This window comes from Serratia sp. H1w (assembly GCF_000633355.1).
Classification (GTDB): domain Bacteria; phylum Pseudomonadota; class Gammaproteobacteria; order Enterobacterales; family Enterobacteriaceae; genus Chania.
The window spans coordinates 20056-36130 of the sequence record NZ_AYMQ01000105.1 but is presented as its reverse complement, the minus strand read 5'-3'; the positions used below and the strand labels follow the sequence as shown (position 1 = coordinate 36130).

The 16075-nt window shown below is 55.2% G+C and carries 15 protein-coding genes; 3 read left to right on the top strand and 12 right to left on the bottom strand.

Annotation, left to right across the window (positions count from 1 at the left end; genetic code table 11):
- Window positions 1-56: 56 nt before the first annotated feature.
- Together U869_RS0122655 and U869_RS0122650 are read right to left on the bottom strand one after the other, a co-directional pair.
- On the bottom strand, window positions 57-608 hold the full coding sequence (locus tag U869_RS0122655) for a hypothetical protein (RefSeq protein WP_025124002.1): 552 nt from the start codon (window positions 606-608) through the stop codon (window positions 57-59).
- Between the two features lie 12 nt (window positions 609-620).
- Complete coding sequence (locus U869_RS0122650) at window positions 621-1496, bottom strand: hypothetical protein (protein ID WP_025120727.1); 876 nt, start codon at window positions 1494-1496, stop codon at window positions 621-623.
- A gap of 217 nt (window positions 1497-1713) precedes the next feature.
- Between U869_RS0122650 and U869_RS0122645 the strand changes: the two genes are divergently transcribed.
- Window positions 1714-2193 (top strand): Hcp family type VI secretion system effector, encoded by a 480-nt coding sequence (locus U869_RS0122645; RefSeq protein ID WP_025120728.1) that lies wholly within the window; start codon window positions 1714-1716, stop codon window positions 2191-2193.
- Between the two features lie 74 nt (window positions 2194-2267).
- On the opposite strand, the gene fabB is transcribed toward U869_RS0122645, so the two are convergent.
- Window positions 2268-3482, bottom strand: coding sequence for a beta-ketoacyl-ACP synthase I (gene fabB / locus U869_RS0122640; RefSeq protein WP_025120729.1), 1215 nt, complete (start codon window positions 3480-3482; stop codon window positions 2268-2270).
- A 170-nt stretch (window positions 3483-3652) separates the two neighbouring features.
- Between fabB and mnmC the strand changes: the two genes are divergently transcribed.
- Window positions 3653-5728, top strand: coding sequence for a bifunctional tRNA (5-methylaminomethyl-2-thiouridine)(34)-methyltransferase MnmD/FAD-dependent 5-carboxymethylaminomethyl-2-thiouridine(34) oxidoreductase MnmC (mnmC, locus tag U869_RS0122635; protein ID WP_025120730.1), 2076 nt, complete (start codon window positions 3653-3655; stop codon window positions 5726-5728).
- Between the two features lie 199 nt (window positions 5729-5927).
- Here mnmC and U869_RS0122630 read toward each other — a convergent pair whose 3' ends face one another.
- The 6 genes from U869_RS0122630 to prmB form a co-directional block, all read right to left on the bottom strand.
- Window positions 5928-6209: a YfcL family protein gene (locus tag U869_RS0122630; protein ID WP_025120731.1), complete on the bottom strand. Its 282-nt coding sequence runs from the start codon at window positions 6207-6209 to the stop codon at window positions 5928-5930.
- Window positions 6210-6241: 32 nt separating this feature from the next.
- On the bottom strand, window positions 6242-6787 hold the full coding sequence (locus U869_RS0122625; protein ID WP_025120732.1) for an elongation factor P hydroxylase: 546 nt from the start codon (window positions 6785-6787) through the stop codon (window positions 6242-6244).
- 75 nt (window positions 6788-6862) lie between these two features.
- The gene (locus tag U869_RS0122620; RefSeq protein WP_025120733.1) at window positions 6863-7663 is read right to left on the bottom strand and encodes a sulfite exporter TauE/SafE family protein; all 801 of its coding nucleotides are present in this window, start codon (window positions 7661-7663) and stop codon (window positions 6863-6865) included.
- 192 nt (window positions 7664-7855) lie between these two features.
- Window positions 7856-8683 (bottom strand): penicillin-insensitive murein endopeptidase, encoded by an 828-nt coding sequence (gene mepA, locus U869_RS0122615; protein ID WP_025120734.1) that lies wholly within the window; start codon window positions 8681-8683, stop codon window positions 7856-7858.
- 9 nt (window positions 8684-8692) lie between these two features.
- Window positions 8693-9778: a chorismate synthase gene (aroC, locus tag U869_RS0122610; RefSeq protein WP_021806057.1), complete on the bottom strand. Its 1086-nt coding sequence runs from the start codon at window positions 9776-9778 to the stop codon at window positions 8693-8695.
- An 83-nt stretch (window positions 9779-9861) separates the two neighbouring features.
- Window positions 9862-10794: a 50S ribosomal protein L3 N(5)-glutamine methyltransferase gene (gene prmB, locus U869_RS0122605; RefSeq protein WP_025120735.1), complete on the bottom strand. Its 933-nt coding sequence runs from the start codon at window positions 10792-10794 to the stop codon at window positions 9862-9864.
- A gap of 171 nt (window positions 10795-10965) precedes the next feature.
- On the opposite strand from prmB, the gene smrB reads away from it, so the two are divergent.
- The gene (gene smrB, locus U869_RS0122600) at window positions 10966-11496 is read left to right on the top strand and encodes an endonuclease SmrB (protein ID WP_025120736.1); all 531 of its coding nucleotides are present in this window, start codon (window positions 10966-10968) and stop codon (window positions 11494-11496) included.
- A gap of 93 nt (window positions 11497-11589) precedes the next feature.
- Here the strand turns inward: smrB and sixA are convergent, their stop codons facing one another.
- From sixA to fadI, 3 genes are all read right to left on the bottom strand, one after another.
- Window positions 11590-12072 carry a phosphohistidine phosphatase SixA gene (sixA, locus tag U869_RS0122595; protein ID WP_025120737.1) on the bottom strand — a complete coding sequence of 161 codons (483 nt, stop codon included), beginning with the start codon at window positions 12070-12072 and terminating at the stop codon, window positions 11590-11592.
- Between the two features lie 406 nt (window positions 12073-12478).
- The gene (gene fadJ, locus U869_RS0122590; RefSeq protein WP_025120738.1) at window positions 12479-14647 is read right to left on the bottom strand and encodes a fatty acid oxidation complex subunit alpha FadJ; all 2169 of its coding nucleotides are present in this window, start codon (window positions 14645-14647) and stop codon (window positions 12479-12481) included.
- Complete coding sequence (fadI, locus tag U869_RS0122585; RefSeq protein WP_025120739.1) at window positions 14644-15957, bottom strand: acetyl-CoA C-acyltransferase FadI; 1314 nt, start codon at window positions 15955-15957, stop codon at window positions 14644-14646. Before fadI ends, fadJ begins: the two co-directional genes overlap by 4 nt.
- Window positions 15958-16075 lie beyond the last annotated feature (118 nt).

The following is a 16075-nucleotide window of genomic DNA, read 5'->3' as shown; positions in this document are numbered from 1 at the left end:
ATGTCGGTTGCGGCTGGTTAGTCATCTCATCTAGGCAATATCCATTGCGCACTCGCCTACTTAATCGCATTTAGAGCTTCGAGACAATCCTCCCCAAAATCGGGATCATCTCGGCAGGCTTTAGGCATGGGGAAGGCCTTAATCACTATGGTTTCACCATTTCGTTGGCAATCGGCACGCATAGGATCTACATCTTCCTTAGCATATAGCGCCATTTGTGTAGTGATTTCTGCCAAAGGGACAATATTCTTATAGGATATGGAAGGTGATATCAGCATAGAACTAGCATCTGTTAAAATGTTATCCAATTCTAGGTCCTCCAACCACCAACTGATTAACAGTTTGCCCTCCTGCCAAAATATCGCCCCCTCACGATGTTTATTGGCCATTTGATAACCAATCGCACAAAAGTGATTATCGGTACTATTGGTTTTCAATAACATCATAAAATATCTCATTGGTAATACATAATGTTCTTTATAAGGGCTAGTTTGAGTGATCTTAAAACGCTCGGTGATTTTCTGATCATAGATATAATCTCTATCCCCCATACCAGCAGAACAAGAGAATGCCAATAACCAGCAGACCAATAAATATATACTTTTCATATCCCTAACGCCCTATTTTCGTTGATTCGGATCACGGATGAAATCAGGAGTTAACGAAAAGAATGTCTGGTTCTGTATGCTCAGCTCTGTTTGGAAATTAGAACCTGGAGAGCCTTTCCCTTCAGTGCGCCAGCTATAGAGAAGCGGTGTATGCTGGACACCAGGATTTTTCCCTGTGGCAACATCGAGTGCACTTTGATAAAGTTGGCGATAGAGTCGAATTTTTTTCCCTAGCCCAGTACTATTACAAGCCAGAATAAATTTATTGATCCGTCCAGTACTTTTCGCATCAATATTAGGGTAATCGCTAAACCCATCGATTTGCCCCTTAGCACCAATAACGCCAAACACGGTTAGATTACCACGAGCGATATTGAAATAGTGAGGATGTGTAAACGCCATACGGTTATAGACCACCTGGCGCATATACTGCATAGTCTTTACCGCATCATCCAACTTAAAGGCCTTGTTTTCAGGAGTGATGGTTTCAGACAGGAACATACGCAGCAGAGCCAACTCATCGGCAGAGATATTGGGGGGGAAATTGAGCTTGCGGTAGGCGACGATCTTTAGCGGATGGATACACCCCGTAGGCGAAGACATTCCAGCACTGCAAAAGAAATCTTCATCGACTTCTGCAACATAGGCCCGCAGTTCATTCTTACCGGCGAACACCACGCTAACTTCAAAATCCTGCTCAATCTGATTGTTCTCGGCCCGGATAACCCGAACGGCAACGCTGCCACTCACAGCCTTCACAACGAGATGTTGTTTATTGGGGCCCAATCCATGCACTTTAAGTGCCAGCGGCTGCCCCTGCACCACATACAGCTCATCATTCCAGCCAAGAGGCCGAATGTTACTGCGTGTCCTAAAATAAGCCGCCATTTCTCACTTCCTTGTTATATGTGCAACAGTGATGAACGCCTGCGGGTACTTTAACAGTTTTTATCATTGCTGCCAGTGGCGGTTATCGCACATTAACTTTATTTATTTGCAGGAAGGCATTACCAAACAAGGTTAAGCGCTATAAACTGGTTGCTGGCTTTATGCGATAAAATATTTTTATTTTATATAAAAGCGCCTCAACCCATAAGGAAATGATATGGCAAACCTTATTTATCTGACACTGACTGGTGAGAAACAAGGGCTGATCTCCGCTGGTTGCTCTACTCTGGATTCAATTGGTAACCGATTCCAGCAGGGTCATGAAGATCAAATCCAGGTACTCTCGTTAGATCACGTCATCAACAGAGAACAAAACGTCAACCATCAGCCGTTGGCTTTTACCAAACCAATTGATAAATCGTCTCCATTGCTGGGCGTAGCGATATCCAATAATGAATCAATGACCGCGATATTCTCCATGTACAGAACCAACTCCACGGGGGTTATCGAGGATTTCTACGGTATTAAACTCACGGGCGCAACCCTCGTCGACATAGCCAGCATGTTCCCTAACTCGATTGAAAACAATAACCTGATCCCCTGCGAGAAAGTTTTATTGAAATATAAATCGATTACCTGGGAACACAAGATTGCGGGCACATCCGGGTATAGCATTTGGGATGAACGCGTTTATTAAGTTTATGCGGCCAAGACAAAAGAATCGGGCACCTGTTACGGTGCCCGATTGATAACACTATACCGCTCTAACGCTTACTTCTGCAGTTTGCGCATCACCAGCGTGGCGTTGGTGCCGCCAAAGCCAAAGCTGTTGGACATGACCGTGGTCAGCTCACGTTTGGTTGGTTCGGTCACGATATTCATGCCTGCCGCCTTCTCATCGAGGTTCTCGATGTTGATGCTTGGCGCGATGAAACCGTGCTCGACCATCAGCAGGCTATAAATCGCTTCCTGCACGCCCGCGGCACCCAGTGAGTGGCCGGTCATGGCTTTGGTAGAGGAGATCGCAGGGGTGTTATCGCCAAACACTTCACGAATAGCGCCCAGTTCTTTCACGTCGCCCACTGGCGTAGAAGTGCCGTGTACGTTCATGTAGTCGATTGGGGTGTCTACGCCCTGCATCGCCATCTTCATGCAGCGCACCGCGCCTTCACCTGATGGAGCCACCATGTCGGCACCGTCGGAAGTCGCGCCGTAACCGATGATTTCCGCATAGATGTGTGCGCCACGAGCCAGAGCGTGCTCCAGTTCTTCAACCACCACCATGCCGCCGCCGCCTGCGATAACGAAACCGTCACGCGCTGCGTCATAGGTACGGGAGGCTTTTTCTGGCGTCTCGTTGTAGCTGGTAGACAATGCGCCCATGGCATCGAACTCACAGGCCATTTCCCAGCACAGCTCTTCGCCGCCGCCAGCAAATACCACGTCCTGCTTGCCCAGTTGGATCAGCTCAACCGCGTGGCCGATACAGTGTGCAGAAGTTGCGCAGGCAGAGCTGATGGAGTAGTTCACACCGCGAATTTTGAACGGGGTTGCCAGGCAGGCAGACACACCTGAAGCCATCGCCTTGGTCACCATGTAAGGGCCAACGCCGCGCAGGCCTTTGGCACGCATACCATCAGAGCCCGCAACCTGGTTACGCGGTGAACCGCCACCGGAACCGACCACCAGACCGGTGCGATCGTTGGAAACCTGATCGGCTGCCAGGCCGGAGTCTTGAATGGCTTGTTCCATGGAAAGATAGGCATAAACCGACGCGTCGCTCATAAAGCGCATCACTTTACGGTCAATCAGACCGGTCGTGTCCAGTTTAACATCGCCCCATACGTGACTACGCATGCCGGAATCTTTCAGCTCCTGAGAGAAGGTGATCCCAGAGCGGCCTTCCTGCAGACTTGCCAGGACCTCCTGCTGGTTGTTACCAATGCTGGAGACAATTCCCAGGCCAGTAATCACTGCACGTTTCATTCGGTACCTCTTCCACAATTTTACATTCGGGATTTTGCATCGCACTTTAGCGTACAGATGTACGCCGAACAAGTCCGATCAGAACAATTTTGCATTATCTTTATCCAGTTTGCACCTCGGGGCTGCCGCCGTTAAAATCGCTCTACCCCTTGAATTACGAGCAACCGACCGTGAGCAACGCCCCCATCCAAACCGCAGCGCTAAGCTGGAATGAACAGGGTACACCTGTTTCGAAACAGTTTGATGACGTCTATTTTTCCAACCAGGATGGGCTGGAGGAAACCCGCTATGTCTTTCTGGGGGGCAACCGGTTACCGCAACGTTTCAGCGATCACCCGCGTTCCCTGTTTATTGTGGCAGAAACCGGCTTCGGTACCGGACTGAATTTTCTGACCCTGTGGCAGGCCTTTGCCCATTTTCGGCAGGCGACAGCGACGGCCAGCTTGCAGCGCATGCATTTTATCAGCTTTGAGAAATACCCGTTGCAGTTGGCCGATCTGACGGCAGCCCATGCCCAATGGCCAGAACTGGCTCCCTTTGCCGAGGAGTTGCGCGCCCAGTGGCCTTTGCCGCTGCCGGGATGCCATCGCCTGCTGCTTGCCGAAGGGCAGATCACGCTCGATTTATGGTTCGGTGACGTCAATACCCTGCTGCCGCAGTTTGATGCCAGCATGAACGACCAAATTGACGCCTGGTTCCTGGATGGTTTTGCACCGTCCAAAAATCCCGATATGTGGAGTGAACCGCTGTTTGCCACCATGGCACGATTTGCCCGCCCAGGAGGCACTTTTGCCACCTTCACTGCCGCAGGCTTTGTTCGCCGTGGGTTACAGCAGGCCGGCTTTGAGGTCACCCGATGCAAAGGCTTTGGCCAGAAACGTGAGATGCTCACCGGCCAGCTCCCCACCGATACCCCGGCAAGCGTCAATCCAACCCCGTGGTTCCTGCGGCCCGCAGCAAAAAATACTGACGATATCGCCATCATTGGCGGTGGCGTTGCTAGCGCGCTCACCGCATTGGCCCTATTACGCCGTGGGGCCAAGGTCACGCTGTATTGCGCTGATGCACAACCTGCCGAGGGCGCATCGGGCAATCGCCAGGGGGCATTGTATCCCTTGCTGAATGGCCGGGGCGATGCGCTGGAAAACTTCTTTAGCGCCGCCTTCCCTTTTGCCCGCCGCCAGTACGATGCTCTGTTGCAACAGCAGGTTGAATTCGATCACCAATGGTGTGGCGTCAGCCAATTAGCCTACGATGAGAAAAGCGCTGGCAAGATCGCCAAGATCCTGGCCGTTACCTGGCCGGACACTCTGGCACAACCGGCCGATCGCGCTACGCTGACTGCCTTGTGCGGGATCGATACGGGGTTTGGTGGCATTCACTATTCACTCGGCGGCTGGCTGTGCCCCGCTGACCTGACGCGCTCCGCCATTGCCCTGGCCGAACGACACGGGTTGGTTTGTCACTATAACCATACGCTCTCGGATCTGAGCCACAACGCTGAAAACTGGCAGCTGCATTTTGTCGAAGCTGAAATCCGCCAACACGCGACGGTGATCCTGGCTAACGGGCACCAGCTTTCTGCTTTGGCACCTGGCGCTGCGCTGCCTGCTTATGCGGTGCGTGGTCAGGTTTCACATATTCCCACTACGCCAACGTTAAGTGAGTTAAAGCAGGTGCTGTGTTACGACGGCTATCTGACGCCGGTCAATCCCAACAACCAACAGCATTGCATTGGTGCCAGCTACCAGCGTGGCGAATCAGGCACGGAATATAGTCAGGCAGAGCAGGAGGAGAACCGCGAGCGTTTGCTGCGTTGCCTACCGGAACAGGACTGGCCGCAACAGGTGGATGTCAGTGGGCAACAGGCCCGCTGTGGCGTGCGTAGCGCTGCGCGAGACCATATGCCGATGGTTGGCTCGGTACCGGACTATCAGGCCACCTTGGCCCTGTACGGTGGCCTACAGCGGCAACGCCAGCGTGGTGAGGAGATCGCCGCAGCGCCGATGTATTCTGGGTTATTTATGATCGGAGCATTAGGTTCACGTGGCTTATGCTCGGCGCCGCTGGCCGCAGAAATTCTGGCAGCACAGTTGTTTGGCGAACCTCTACCGGGGGATAGCGAGATGCTGGCAGCGTTGAACCCTAACCGCATGTGGGTCAGGAAGCTGCTGAAAGGAGGCGCCCCATCCCCTCACCCCAACCCTCTCCCACAGGGCGAGGGAGCTGATCGGTGTCGTGGGTAAGTCTATGCGGCTTCGGAAAGTAAGGGGAATATCAGCTGATCGGTGTCGTGGGTAAGCCTATGCGGCTTCGGAAAGTAAGGGGAATATCAGCTGATCGGTGTCGTGGGTAAGCCTTTGCGGCTTCGGAAAGTAAGGGGAATATCAGCGAGCTCGATCGGTCCCCTCTCCTTGTGGGAGAGGGTTAGGGTGAGGGCCTGGTTTACTCGGTGGGCAATGCGGTCTGATACAGTTTTTCCCACATGCCCAGCACCAGCACCTGATCCGGCGGGGAAAGTTCCCCTGCCTTGATGGCCTTGTCCAGGCTGCTCTCAACCCTTACCTTGAGCTGCTCGGCGCTGTGTTCGTCGTGTTCTTCCGATTCGGCCACCGCCAGGGTCAGATGACCGCGCAGGTAGCCACCGGCAAACAGTTCATCATCGCTGGCGTGCTCTACCATGTCATCAATCAGCGCCAGAATGCGCGCTTCAAATTCTGCGATCATCAAATTTCCTCGTAAAAATACAGGTTCTGGCCTCAGAGATCTTCCGGATAGGGAAAATGCTCGGCCGCCAGCGGAGGCGTATTGTAAAACGATTGCAGCGCCTGAATAAAGCGCGCAGGTCGTGTGGGTATTCCGCGCTCCAGCAATTCCAACACCCGGGTGCGAACCTTACGCTGGAAGCCAACGCGATCCGGTTCGCAGTCCCCGCTGAGATTGTCACAGCTGACGTTGAACGGGAAACCGGCCGCGACGCAGAACATCCACTCCAGCGCCTGCGGATTGATCTCGACCACTTCAAATTCACTTTGCGTCTGGGCATCGCGCCCGTCCGGGCAATACCAATAACCGAAGTCCACCAGTTTACGGCGTTCGGCACCGGCGATGCACCAGTGGGAAATTTCATGCATACCGCTGGCATAGTAGCCGTGTGCAAAGACGATACGATGATAAGGCAACTCATCATCGGCGGGCAGATAGATGGGTTCATCGTCGCCTTTGACCAGGCGGGTATTGAATTCATCGCTAAAGCACTGATTAAAAATCTCAATCAGTTGCGCATACTGGTGTGTGTCTGACATAAAAAACTCGAATAACCACAAAATTAAGGTGGCAATTATACCCGATATCGTTAAGCTTGCCGCGCTTTTGAGATGTTAAAAATGCAACGCCAACCACTGCTGGATTTCCGCACCATGATTGTCGTACAGCAGTTTGCAGCTCATGATCAAGGAAACCACCACGATCATCGGCCGGATCAGCTTCTGGCCCTTGGTCAGCACCATATGTGCGCCAAGACGGGCCCCGAACACCTGCCCCACCAGCATCACCAACCCAAGGCTCCAGATCACCTTGCCGCCGATAATAAACAGCACCAGGCTGCCCAGATTGGAGGTAAAGTTCAGCACCTTGGCATGGGCGGTCGCCTTGGCCAGGTTAAAGCCGCACAGCGTCACGTAGGCCAGGGCATAAAACGAACCGGCACCCGGGCCGAAGAAACCGTCGTAGAACCCGACGCAGCCCCCGGCAACCAGGCCAAAGGGTAAGGCTGACAACCTGCGTTGGCGATCGCTTTCCCCCAGCCGTGGCGTAAGCAGGAAATAGACACCGATGCCAATCACCAACAGAGGCAGCATTTGGCGCAGGATATCGGCCCGCATATGCTGTACCAGGATCGCCCCGATCACCGAGCCCACCAGCGTCAGGAAGATGGTCAGCTTCTGGGTATTGAGATCGACGGCCCGACGGCGGACAAAATACAGGCTGGCGGAAAACGATCCGCCAACCGACTGCAATTTATTGGTCGCCAGCGCCTGCGTAGGGGGAACTCCCACGGCCAGCAGAGCCGGTACGGTCAACAACCCACCGCCGCCCGCGATCGAATCGATAAACCCGGCGAACATTGCTACCAAGAACAGTATCCCGAGCAATTCGGGACCTAATACCAGCCCATCCATAAGTCGTCTGCCTGCTTTTTTATTTGCGCACACACTACGCTTTATGACACCAAAAATAAACGCCTCATTAAGAGGCGCTAGAGTGTGATTGCCAAGCGGTGATGTTGCTGAATTTGTAGGGGCCGAACATCTTCGACCCTATCTAACCCATTGATTATTTAGACGGGCGCAGCATACAGCCCGCCTACGCTATCAGCGGTTGGCGAAGTGGCTATCCAACAGCGCCTGGCAGGTTGGCGGCAGCGGAGGCGGCTCTTTCTTCACCGGGTTGGCATTTGGCTGATGGGGTTTGAACCAGCTGGCCAACTCGGCACCACAACCGTCACCTACCGGCGGTGCGTCCTGATCCAGACACTCCAGACTGCCTGCCGGGCAACGCAAGCGTACGTGCATGTGCGCACGATGGCCGAACCAAGGGCGAACCTTGTGCAACCAGCCGCGATCGGCACCTGCATCCTGGCACAGGCGCTGTTTGATCGCCGGGTTAACAAAGATCCGCGTCACTTCGCTGTCCTGCGCCGCCATCTTGATCAAGGATTCGATCTGCGGTTGCCACTGGCGATCCACCACCTGTTTACCGTCGCCAGACACCAGATCGATTGGCTGCGGTTTCAGGAGTTGTTGTGCGCTCCAACGTTGACGCGGCAACTGCAACCAGATGTCCACGTCCAGGCCGGATTGGTGGCTGGCATGGCCGCTGCTGAAGCGTCCGCCGGCCGGCATCGCCATATCGCCGATCAACACCGTGCCCAGCGCTTTCTGGTTGGCCTGACTGCTCAGGCGTTGAATAAACGCCAGCAGATCGGGATGACCAAAGTAGCGCCGCTGGTCGGTGCGCATCACCTGATAGTCCGGTGAGTTAAGCGGCAGCGGGTGCGCCCCGATGATACAACCGTTGGCGAAACCGCCAACGGCCTGCGCAGTGCCGCTAACCGGGTGGTCGATCTTCTGCCACGGGGTTAACGCCAAGGCAGAACTGGAAGCGACCAACGCCACCAAGCCCAACATCCATTTATTCATCGTTTTCCCTTACCAGCGTGGCACGTCGGAAATCACATCACCGTTTTGCGCACGTTGGCGCAGCAGATGATCCATCAGCACGATCGCCATCATCGCTTCAGCGATCGGCACCGCGCGGATCCCGACACACGGATCGTGACGACCACGGGTGACCATTTCTACCGCTTCACCCTGACGGTTGATCGTACGGCCAGGCACCATGATGCTGGAAGTCGGCTTCAGCGCCAGATGAGCAATCACCGGCTGGCCGCTGCTGATACCACCCAAAATGCCGCCAGCGTGGTTGCTCTGGAAACCCTCTGGGGTAATTTCATCGCGGTTTTCACTGCCACGCTTGGTCACCACGGCAAAGCCATCGCCGATTTCCACGCCTTTTACCGCATTGATGCTCATCAGCGCATGCGCCAGATCGGCATCCAGACGGTCAAATACCGGTTCGCCCAGGCCCACCGGAACGTTTTCTGCCACCACGGTCACTTTGGCACCGATGGAGTCGCCCTCTTTCTTCAGCGCACGCATCAGTTCGTCCAGCGCTTCCAGCTTGTCCGGATCCGGGCAGAAGAACGGGTTCTGTTCCACCTGATCCCAATCTTTCAGCTCACAGCTCACATCACCGATCTGTGCCAGATAACCGCGTACCTGCACGCCAAACTTCTGCGCCAGATATTTTTTTGCAATGGCACCGGCAGCAACACGCATCGCGGTTTCACGCGCCGAAGAACGGCCACCGCCACGATAATCACGCACGCCGTATTTCTGTTCGTAGGTGTAATCTGCATGGCCTGGGCGGAACACGTCTTTGATCGCGCCGTAGTCTTGTGACCGCTGATCGGTGTTTTCGATCATCAGGCCGATGCTGGTGCCGGTAGTAACACCTTCAAACACCCCTGAAAGGATCCGCACCTGATCGGGTTCGCGGCGCTGGGTGGTATAGCGCGAAGTGCCGGGGCGGCGACGATCGAGATCGTGCTGCAAATCGGCTTCCGTCAGTGGGATGCCCGGTGGCACACCGTCTACGATACATCCCAGCGCCACACCGTGAGATTCACCAAATGTGGTGACGCGGAAAAACTGCCCAATACTGTTCCCTGCCATCACGGCTCCTTACCGTTGGTTGTCATCCCGTTCGGCATGCAAACGGGGCATACAGGCCCGCCAAGGCGGACCCAGGTTGTTGGTTAGCTGCGATAGAGGCTGAAGTGATCTTTGCAATCAATCAGCTGCTGTTTGGTCAGCATGAATACGCCGTCCCCGCCGTTATCAAACTCCAGCCAGGTGAACGGAATATCCGGATATTGTTCCATCAGATGTACCATGCTGTTGCCCACTTCACAAATCAGCACGCCGTCATCGCTCAGGAAATCTGGCGCGCAGGCCAGAATGCGGCGCACCAGTTTGAGGCCGTCGCTGCCTGCTGCCAGGCCCAGCTCCGGTTCGAAGCGGAACTCTTGTGGCAGGTCGGACATATCTTCTGCATCGACATAAGGCGGGTTGGTGACGATCAGATCGTATTGGATCGCCGGCACATCACGGAACAGATCGGAGCGGATCGGGATCACCTGATGCTCTACACCGTGCGCCTGAATATTGCGCTCGGTTACGGCCAGCACGTCGGTGGAGATATCTACCGCGTCCACTTCCGCTTCCGGGAAGGCATAGCCGCAGGCGATAGCGATACAACCGCTGCCGGTACACATATCCAGGATATGGCGTGGCGGATGTGGGATCAGCGCGCTGAAGCGATCGTTGATCAACTCACCAATCGGTGAACGTGGCACCAGCACGCGCTCATCGACATAGAATTCCATATCGCAGAACCAGGCTTTATTGGTCAGGTAGGCAACCGGGATACGCTCGTTAACACGGCGGATCACTCGCTCAACGATGCGGTGACGTTCGCTGGAGGTCAAACGCGCGGTGCGCATATCTTCAGGAATATCCAACGGCAGGAACAGGCTGGGCAAAACCAATTGCACGGCTTCGTCCCACGGATTATCGGTTCCGTGGCCATAGTAGATATCGGCGGCGTTAAAACGGCTTACGGCCCAGCGCAGCATATCCTGAATGGTGTGCAGCTCATTCACTGCTTCTTCGACGAAAATTTTGTCCAATTTGCCCTCCGGCAGGCACGATGATTCATGATTTAGCCCTGTAGTTTGCCATGAAGCCTGCGACAAATCAGCAGCTATACCATTCTCGTTGCCATTCAGTACCAGTTTTGCGTCGACAGACGCCTTCGAGCAGGTAAACTAGCGCGATAAATGACAGGCGATGAGAGAAGAATGAAGAATAAGCACCCTCTGAGCAAAGATGAGCTGTTGCTCTTTAGGGAGTCGGTAGCCGGTGCAAAGAAGCTACCGCAGGACACCATCGTCCATCCCAAACCTAAAATGAAAACCAGGCAGATTACGCCACAGCGTCTGCTGCAAGAACAGGTGGATGCCAGCTTTTACTTTTCCGACGAATTCCAGCCACAGTTGGATGATGAAGGCCCGACGCGCTATGTGCGCCCTGGCTACAGTCATTACGAGCTGAAGAAGCTGCGGCGCGGGGATTATGTGCCGGATCTGTTCCTGGATTTGCACGGTTTGACACAGATGCAGGCCAAGCAGGAGTTAGGGGCGATGATCGCCGCCTGCAAGCGTGAACACGTGCATTGTGCCTGCGTGATGCACGGCCACGGTAAACACATCCTCAAGCAGCAAACGCCGTTGTGGTTGGCTCAACATCCCGATGTGCTGGCGTTTCACCAGGCCCCTAAAGAATGGGGCGGCAGCGCGGCGGTTTTGCTGTTGGTGGAGTTACCGGAGTAGAAATGACAAAGGGCGATGATCAACATCGCCCTAAGATTGATGACAAACTGTCAACGTTGCTGCATTTGTAGGGGTCGAACATGTTCGACCCGATCAGACCTTGGCCATCACCTGTGATGGGCTGACCTGCCATGCAAACTTGCCGTTACTGCCATCTTCGGCCAGATCGACATTGGCGATGGCCGAGGTAGCAAACATCGGCGGGCATTCCCCAGGGCACAATTCGGCCACCAGGTAACCTACCAGCGGTAGATGGGAAACCACCAACACCGCACCGACACCCTCTTTCGCCAGCGCCTGCAGATAGCAGCTCACCAGCCCGGCATCGCCCCCCGGAGTCAACTCCGGCAGTACTTCTTCGCCTTCAGGTAGCGTTAACGCTTCGCGTACCGTTGCCAGCGTCTGTTCGGCCCGCAAATAAGGGCTGACCAGCACTCGTTCAATATCCACAGACTTGGTGTTTAACCAGGCCGCCATCTGACGTGACTCATCACGGCCACAAACAGTAAGGGGTCTTACCGAATCGCTGGCTGCATCGAGTGCCGCCTCTCCGTGACGCATAATCAAAACTTGCATATTGCACCGCTGTTGTTGACAAAATAACGCTATACAGAAACGCCGAGCGTGCTGTATCGCCGAGTTGTACTCAAGAGCACAGGCCAGCTTCAAACGATAACGCGCCGTCTCTCTATGGCGGCCGGGCATTTTGCCTGAAAGTTCGCGTAAAGAAAACGCTATTTTTTTACCACGTTTACGCCCTTACGCAAATTCATCGCTGACATAACAACCAATTCAACGGGTTAAAATTTAACCTGGTTGCTATGAAATTTTTGGTAGCGTTGAGTTGTCACTTGCCAAAACGCTACGTTACCCCTCCCCAATCTCCCTGTACAGCCTCCGGGATTGCCCTAATTGCAAGGAGTGATAGCGATCACAGTGCGGCCCTGATCAAACTGTAGCGCAAACCGGGCCGCCATGCTGGTTAACTGCCTTGCGGATAGAAGCGTTCGCCTTGTTCAGCCATGCGCTGCAAGCGTTCGCAAGGGGCAAAATATTCGCCGTACTGCTGTTGCAGATAGCGCAGGGTTTTCACCACCTTCTCCGCGCCCAGCTCGTCCATGTAGCGGAACGGGCCACCAAGGAACGGCGGGAAGCCAATGCCAAATACTGCGCCGATATCGCCATCGCGGGCGCTACGGATCACACCTTCATCCAGGCAGCGCGCCGCCTCGTTGAGCATCATCATGACACAGCGTTGGGCGATCACCGCATGTTGAATATGCGCCTTGGCGGTGATCCCCAGCAGCGGATAAATGCTGCTGTCTGCGCTCTTGCGTTTCTGGCGTGTCCTGCTGCCCTCGGCCGGATACAGATAAAAACCGCGGCCATTCTTGCGCCCTTTGCGACCGTCTTTCAGTACCGCGTCGAACGCCGCCGGAGCGGCGAAGCGTGGACCCAGTTCTGCCGTCAGGATCGGGATAATCTTGGTGCCAACGTCGATACCTACCTCATCCAACAGCATGATAGGCCCCACCGGGAAACCGAAATCAACCAAGGCTTGGTCCACCGATTCGATCGGCTCGCCTTCAAGCAGACAGCGCGCCGCCTCATTAATATAAGGCGCGAGAATGCGGTTGACGTAAAAACCAGCACGATCGGCGACCACGATCGCCGTTTTCCCCTGTTTGTGGGCCAACGCCACGGTGGTCGCGATGGTTTGTTGGCTAGTGGTGGCATGTGGGATCACCTCGACCAGCGGCATTTTATCCACCGGGCTGAAGTAATGCAGGCCAATCACCTGCTGCGGCCTGGCCGCTTTAGCCGCAATCTGGCCGATCGGCAATGACGAGGTATTGGAGGCAAACACGGTATGCGGCGCAGCATGGTGTTCAATATCGGCCACCATTTGCTGCTTGAGCGCGATATCTTCAAATACCGCTTCCACCACGATATCCACCCGTTCAAAACCGCTGTAATCGGTGCTGCCGGAAATCAACATCATCTGTTTCTGGCGTTCGGCCGGGCGCATGCGTTTGCTGCGTACCCGCTTGCCCAGCAGATCCCAAGTGTATTTCAACGCGTGGTTGATCCCCTGCTCGTTCACATCTTTAATGCGTACCGGTAGCCCGCCACGAGTGGCGGTGACGCAGGCAATACCGCCCCCCATCAAACCGCCGCCAAGCACACCAACACGGTGTAATTCGTTGGGCTGCGCATCCCCACCGCGCTCTTTTTTCAGCGCCGTGGAGGCAAAGAACAGGCTGCGTAATGCGGCAGACTGAGATGACATTGCCAGTTCACCGAAGGCGCGAGCCTCGGCTTCATAACCGCTGGCACTGCCCTGATCCAGACCGGTGCGTACCACCTGAATAATACGTTCCGCTGCCGGATAGTTTCCGTGGGTCTTCTCCAGGGTTTTCTTGCGCACGATGCTGAACAACAGGCTTCTGCCCAACGGGCCATTAAGCAAGCGTTCCTGCCACGGTAACGCACGGCGCGACTTCCAGCCCTGTTTTACCCGTTCAATCGCGGTTTGCAACAGAATGGATTGCGGCACAGCATCGTCCACCAGGCCCATACGGAGCGCCTGGCGAGCACGGATGTGCCTGCCCGTCAGCATCATATCCAGCGCTTTGCTGGCACCAATCAGGCGGGGTAAGCGTTGGGTACCACCAGAACCAGGCAACAAACCAAGCTGTACCTCCGGCAGACCGAGCGCCGTTTTATCATCCAGCGAACAGACGCGGCTATGGCAGGCCAAAGCCAACTCCAGCCCGCCGCCAAGGCAAGCGCCGTGGATAGCAGCCACCACCGGCACCGGGAACGCGGCAATCTGTGCCAAGGTACTCTGCCCTTTCTTCGCCAGCGCCTGTGCCTGTTGCGCGGTGTCACACGCGGCAATCATGGTGATATCTGCCCCGGCAATAAACGAGTCCGGCTTACCAGACAAGATCACCAGGCCTTCCAGAGTGGCGAGTTGCTGCGCCTTAAGCAGCACGTCATTAATCTGCTCAACAAACTCCGCCTTCAGCGTATTCACCTTCTCCCCCGGCACATCAATGGTGATCACACCAATATTGTCCGGGCGTAAGGTCAGATGAAAGGCCGAAGGCTTGGCACGCTGTTCGTGCAATGCGTTCTCGAAACTCATTGGTCTACCTCCACGATCATCGCTGCCCCTAAACCACCCGCCGCACAGGCGGTGGCCAGCCCCAGACCACCACCGCGCCGTTTAAGTTCGTGCAGCGTCTGGGTGATCATGCGCGCCCCGGTCGCGGCGAACGGATGACCATAGGCAATAGAGCCACCCAACACGTTGAATTTTTCCATATCGACCTCGCCAATCGCCTGCTCACGCCCCAGCTTCTGTTGGGCAAACTCGGTGCTGGCGAACATTTTCAGGTTGGCCAGCATTTGCGCGGCAAAGGCTTCGTGCATATCGATCAGCGTCAGATCGGCCAGGGTGATACCGGCACGATCCAGCGCCAACGGCGTGGCATAGGAAGGACCGAGCAACATATCTTCCCAGACGTCAATGGCGGCAAAAGCGAAGCTGCGCAGGTAGCCCAACGGTTTCAGACCCAGGTCTTTCGCGCGGGACTCGCTCATCATCAGCACCGCAGCGGCCCCATCGGTCAACGGCGTGCTGTTGGCGGCCGTGACGGTGCCGTGGCGGCGATCGAATGCCGGTTTCAGGCGGGCATAAGACTCCAGGCTGGAATCTTTGCGGACGTTGTTATCCTCGGCCAGCGGCGTTTTATACGGCGGTACGTAGGCGGTCATCACTTCATCACGCAACAGCCCCTGTTCCCAAGCCTTAGCAGCCAACTGATGGGAGCGATGCGCCAGGGCATCCTGCTGCTCGCGAGTAATGCCGTGGGTTTTCGCCATTTGCTCGGCGGTATCCCCCATGCGCAGGCCGGTAGAGTATTCCGCCACGGCAGGCGGCACTGGCATCAGATCGCGGAACTTGAGCTTGCTGAATAATTTCAGGCGTTGTGACAACGTGCGAGCCTTATTGACGTCCACCAGCGTACGAGCCAGCGCCTTGCTGACGCCGATCGGCAGCACGGAAGAAGAATCTGCCCCACCGGCAATACCGACGCTGATACTGCCAGCCATGATGCTTTCTGCCACGTTGGCAATCGCCTGGAAGCTGGTAGCACAGGCACGCGAAACGCTGTAAGCATCGGTATGCACGCTCATGCCAGTGCCAAGCACGATTTCCCGGGCAATGTTAGGTGCCTCAGGCATCTGCACCACCTGGCCAAACACCAGTTGCTCGATCAAGGCAGGATCGATGCCGCTACGCGCCAGCAGCTCGCTCACCGCAGACTTGCCAAGATCAACCGCAGGGATGCCATGATAAGCGGTAGCCTGCTTGGCGAAAGGGGTACGCAGCCCTTGAACAATGGCGATACGGTCGCCGAGACGGGTAACCAGCGGCAATGCCTTACTCATAAACGCTCCTGAAGAGAGGCCGTCAATACAACGGACGAAAAGAGGTCTGACCTGATGAGGTCATTGTTAACCAAATGTTTACATTTGGCAAACCAGCAGAAGTGAAAACTGAGAGCAG

Coding starts and splice junctions, on each gene's coding strand:
- U869_RS0122655 (WP_025124002.1), bottom strand. CDS start 608: ATGAAAAGTATATATTTATTGGTCTGCTGGTTATTGGCATTCTCTTGT.
- U869_RS0122650 (WP_025120727.1), bottom strand. CDS start 1,496: ATGGCGGCTTATTTTAGGACACGCAGTAACATTCGGCCTCTTGGCTGG.
- U869_RS0122645 (WP_025120728.1), top strand. CDS start 1,714: ATGGCAAACCTTATTTATCTGACACTGACTGGTGAGAAACAAGGGCTG.
- fabB (WP_025120729.1), bottom strand. CDS start 3,482: ATGAAACGTGCAGTGATTACTGGCCTGGGAATTGTCTCCAGCATTGGT.
- U869_RS0122630 (WP_025120731.1), bottom strand. CDS start 6,209: ATGATCGCAGAATTTGAAGCGCGCATTCTGGCGCTGATTGATGACATG.
- U869_RS0122625 (WP_025120732.1), bottom strand. CDS start 6,787: ATGTCAGACACACACCAGTATGCGCAACTGATTGAGATTTTTAATCAG.
- U869_RS0122620 (WP_025120733.1), bottom strand. CDS start 7,663: ATGGATGGGCTGGTATTAGGTCCCGAATTGCTCGGGATACTGTTCTTG.
- mepA (WP_025120734.1), bottom strand. CDS start 8,683: ATGAATAAATGGATGTTGGGCTTGGTGGCGTTGGTCGCTTCCAGTTCT.
- aroC (WP_021806057.1), bottom strand. CDS start 9,778: ATGGCAGGGAACAGTATTGGGCAGTTTTTCCGCGTCACCACATTTGGT.
- smrB (WP_025120736.1), top strand. CDS start 10,966: ATGAAGAATAAGCACCCTCTGAGCAAAGATGAGCTGTTGCTCTTTAGG.
- sixA (WP_025120737.1), bottom strand. CDS start 12,072: ATGCAAGTTTTGATTATGCGTCACGGAGAGGCGGCACTCGATGCAGCC.
- fadJ (WP_025120738.1), bottom strand. CDS start 14,647: ATGAGTTTCGAGAACGCATTGCACGAACAGCGTGCCAAGCCTTCGGCC.
- fadI (WP_025120739.1), bottom strand. CDS start 15,957: ATGAGTAAGGCATTGCCGCTGGTTACCCGTCTCGGCGACCGTATCGCC.